Source organism: Acinetobacter sp. YH12233, assembly GCF_013417725.1.
Classification (GTDB): domain Bacteria; phylum Pseudomonadota; class Gammaproteobacteria; order Pseudomonadales; family Moraxellaceae; genus Acinetobacter.
On record NZ_VPDK01000074.1, the window covers coordinates 1 to 3,745 of the forward strand.

Consider the following 3,745-nt stretch of genomic DNA (forward strand, 5'->3'; position numbering starts at 1 on the left):
AATGGAGAAATCTAATCGGTATGTTATACCTGAGAGAAGAGTGAGGAGTTATCCAAGGGTTGTAAAAGGAAAACCTCAAAAATACCCAAGAAAAAGCCAGTCAATCTCTTAACTGACTGGCATTACCTCCGTAGAGGGATTTTTGAAATATAAAAATTAACCCAACAATAGACTGTTAATACGTTTTACATACTCAGCCGGATTTTCTGGTAGACCACCTTCTGCAATCATTGCCTGATCAAAGATCACATTGGCCAGATCATCAAACTGGGCAGAACCTTCCAGTTTTTTCACCAATGGATGTTCCGGGTTAATCTCCAGAATCGGCTTCACATCCGGTACAGGCTGACCTGCATCTTTCAGCATACGAATCAGTTGTGGAGAAAGCTCCCCTTCCCCTGTGACCAGACAGGCTGGTGAATCAACCAGACGAGTCGTTACACGTACTTCTTTGGTTTTGTCTTTCAAAGAATCTGTCAGCTTTTCAACCACAGGTTTGAACTGTTCAGCAGCAGCTTCCAGTGCTTTTTTCTCTTCTGCATCTTGCAGATCACCTAGGTCGACTGCACCCTTAGATACGTTTTGCAATGGGGTACCATCAAACTCATGCACGAAGTTCATTGCCCATTCATCGACGCGTTCTGACATCAGCAATACTTCAATGCCTTTTTTCTTGAATACTTCCAGTTGCGGTGAGTTTTTCGCAGCATTCAGGCTTTCAGCGGTAATGTAGTAAATCGCTTTCTGGCCTTCTTTCATGCGTGCTTTATAGTCTGCCAATGAAGTGCTCACCTCATCATTGGTCGAAGTTGCATAGCGCAGCAGTTTCAAGATGCGTTCGCGATTACCGAAATCTTCACCCAGACCTTCTTTCAGCACCGCACCAAATTCGCGGTAGAAAGTTTTGAAGTTTTCCTGATCTTTTTCATCTTCAGATTTTGCCAGATTATCCAAAGTGGTCAGAATACGGCGAGTGTTACCTTCACGGATGGTTTTCACATCACGGCTTTCCTGCAGCAATTCACGGCTCACATTTAATGGCAGATCGGCACTGTCTACCACGCCCTGTACAAAGCGCAGATAGTTTGGAATCAGGTTATCCGCATCATCCATAATGAAGACACGTTTCACATAGAGCTTGATGCCGGCCTTGGCTTCACGAGTGAAAATATCCTGTGGCGCTTTGCTTGGGATATAAAGCAGTTGGGTATATTCAGTACTACCTTCAACACGGTTATGCGCCCAAGCCAATGGTGCAGCAAAATCATGGGTTAGGTTTTTATAGAATTCGGTATATTGCTCTTCAGTAATCTCAGATTTATTCCGAGTCCACAGTGCGCTGGTCGAGTTAATCGCTTCCCACTCATCGGTCTTCACATATTGACCGCCTTTTGGTGTTTCACCTTCAGCAGCTTCTTCTTCCTGCCAGACTTCTTTTTGCATCTGGATTGGCAGGCTGATGTGATCTGAGTATTTATTGATGATCTGTTTGACTTTATAGCTTTGCAGATAATCCAGTGCATCTTCACGCAGATGCAGGATAATATCGGTACCACGACCTTCTTTAGTGATCTGTTCAACTTCGAATTCACCAGTACCGCCACTGATCCAGCGCACCCCTTCTGAGGTATCCGTACCGGCACGACGTGATTCTACAGTAATCTTGTCAGCCACAATAAAGCCTGAGTAGAAACCGACACCAAACTGGCCAATCAGCTGCGCATCAGCTTTCTGATCACCCGTCAGTTTTGACATAAAGTCTTTGGTCCCTGATTTGGCAATCGTCCCCAGATTTTCAATGGCTTCTTGCTGACTTAAACCGATCCCGTTATCTGAAATGGTAATAGTTTTATTTTCTGGATCGAGGCTGACACGAACGCGAAGGTCAGGATCATTTTCATAATATTCAGGATGGTTGATCCCTTCAAAACGTAATTTGTCACACGCATCTGAAGCATTAGAAATTAATTCACGCAGGAAAATTTCAGGATTTGAATAAAGCGAATGGGTCACGAGGTGCAGTAACTGCGCTACCTCAGCCTGGAAACTGTGTTTTTGTACGCTTAAATCGCTCATGAATCACTCCTATTATTTTAGATACAGATGTTAACTGTTGCCTATATGAATGGAGTGAGTTCAATAATTTTCAATAGCCTCAAAATAATTTTTTCGCAAAAAATATTTTTATGGCTTTCATTTTTATCAGTCTAATTGATGGGATGGACAAGACTTAATAAGGCCCCATTTTATAGATACGATCAAAATGCAGATCCAGCTGCTGCTGACGCATATTATAGACCTGACTCAAGCAGGATACAGATTCCTGACAGCGGTCACGAAATTGTAGCCATTTCACCTGATCGCGTTGAATCACCGAACGTGTTCCCATCGGCACCATACGGCGCAAGATGTTATAGCTGGTACTCATTTTGACATCAGCGTCATTCAGCAAACGATGTTCACAAATTGTTTTCTCAGTCGCGGTTGTCGCTTTCTGACAATTAAAACTGGCAGCATAACTCTGTGAAATAAACAGCGTGCTGAAGATCAAAAGACTCTTCGACAAAAAACTCATGCTTTGATCTTCCTTATTATTAAGTCGTATTCAATTAATATTTACTTTATTCGTTTTAATATATTTGAGTATTGCCAATCTGCTCAATTTCAATACGTTATAAATCGTTGTTATTTTGAAAAAAAGCCCCATGCAGGATGAGGCTTTTGGAAAAAATGAACCAAAAAATTGGAGCTTAGAATTTATAGCTATAACCGATCGTATAAACCCAAGGATCGATTCCAAATTCACCTAAATTAATTTTTGTCCCATCAGCAGTCTTTGCTTCCAGATCTGTATCTAAGTCTGCATAACGTGCATCAACAAAGACACCCCAGTTTTTTGCATCCGCTGGCTGGAAGTTAAAGCCGACTTGGCCAGCTACCCCATAAGCAACATCTGCATCAAGCTTTGCTACACCTAATGCGTCTTTTGCAGTTTGGCTAAATTCTTCATCCCATGGAATGAATACTGTAGCACCTACACCGATATATGGAGTAAAGCGGCTTGAATTTTTAAAATTATATTTGGCTGTAATCGTTGGTGGTAGATGTTTTAATGATGCAATTTTCACATCACCCGCCATCTCAACATCATGTTTAAATGGGGTAGCCAATAATAATTCGGCTGAAATATTGTCATTGAAGAAATATTCGACTGAAGGAGTAAAATTGAGTTCGCTACTTGCTTTAGCATCTTCAACTACACCAGGAATCAGGTCAGTTTCCTGAGTAGGCGCTAATACAGAAGCCCCCACTTTCACTTGCCATTGCCCTGCCATCGCAGATGCTGAAAGACCCATTAATGCAATAAGAGCTACTTGCTTTAACATTTTAAAATACCCCCAAGGGAAGAATAATTATTAAGAAAATATTTCTTAATTAATAATAAACACGGCTTAAATTAATATGCAATAGAGATTATAAAACTAATTTTTATTTATTATTTAAGTATATGTAATTATTAAATATTTATTTTAAATTGACTATATTGGTTGGTTTTAAATACCCAGTAAATTAATCAGGTTAATATAATAATATTCAGAGTAAAATAATCAGGTTTATATTAGATCTCTTGCGAAAGTCATTATTGCAAGTTCATCCGGTTTACCAGTGCAGCGATTAAGTTAATGCGTAAACCGAATCTTTTCCGTCTATTTCGATAGCGTTCACTTAGTATTCTAAATCTTTT

3 protein-coding genes and 1 pseudogene are annotated in these 3,745 nt (G+C 40.3%); all 4 read right to left on the reverse strand.

Annotation, left to right across the window (positions count from 1 at the left end; all coding sequences use genetic code 11):
• Positions 1 to 156 precede the first annotated feature (156 nt).
• Positions 157 to 2,076 carry a molecular chaperone HtpG gene (htpG, locus tag FTV12_RS16170; protein WP_180034336.1) on the reverse strand — a complete coding sequence of 640 codons (1,920 nt, stop codon included), beginning with the start codon at positions 2,074 to 2,076 and terminating at the stop codon, positions 157 to 159.
• Between the two features lie 154 nt (positions 2,077 to 2,230).
• Positions 2,231 to 2,575, reverse strand: coding sequence for a lysozyme inhibitor LprI family protein (locus FTV12_RS16175; protein ID WP_034170983.1), 345 nt, complete (start codon positions 2,573 to 2,575; stop codon positions 2,231 to 2,233).
• 175 nt (positions 2,576 to 2,750) lie between these two features.
• Positions 2,751 to 3,386: an OmpW family protein gene (locus FTV12_RS16180; RefSeq protein WP_034706934.1), complete on the reverse strand. Its 636-nt coding sequence runs from the start codon at positions 3,384 to 3,386 to the stop codon at positions 2,751 to 2,753.
• A gap of 254 nt (positions 3,387 to 3,640) precedes the next feature.
• A pseudogene (locus FTV12_RS16185) lies at positions 3,641 to 3,745 on the reverse strand (IS5/IS1182 family transposase); the annotation flags it as partial.

What these genes read in the sequence shown, in the direction of transcription:
- htpG (WP_180034336.1), bottom strand. Translation starts at nt 2,076, where the DNA reads ATGAGCGATTTAAGCGTACAAAAACACAGTTTCCAGGCTGAGGTAGCG.
- FTV12_RS16175 (WP_034170983.1), bottom strand. Translation starts at nt 2,575, where the DNA reads ATGAGTTTTTTGTCGAAGAGTCTTTTGATCTTCAGCACGCTGTTTATT.
- FTV12_RS16180 (WP_034706934.1), bottom strand. Translation starts at nt 3,386, where the DNA reads ATGTTAAAGCAAGTAGCTCTTATTGCATTAATGGGTCTTTCAGCATCT.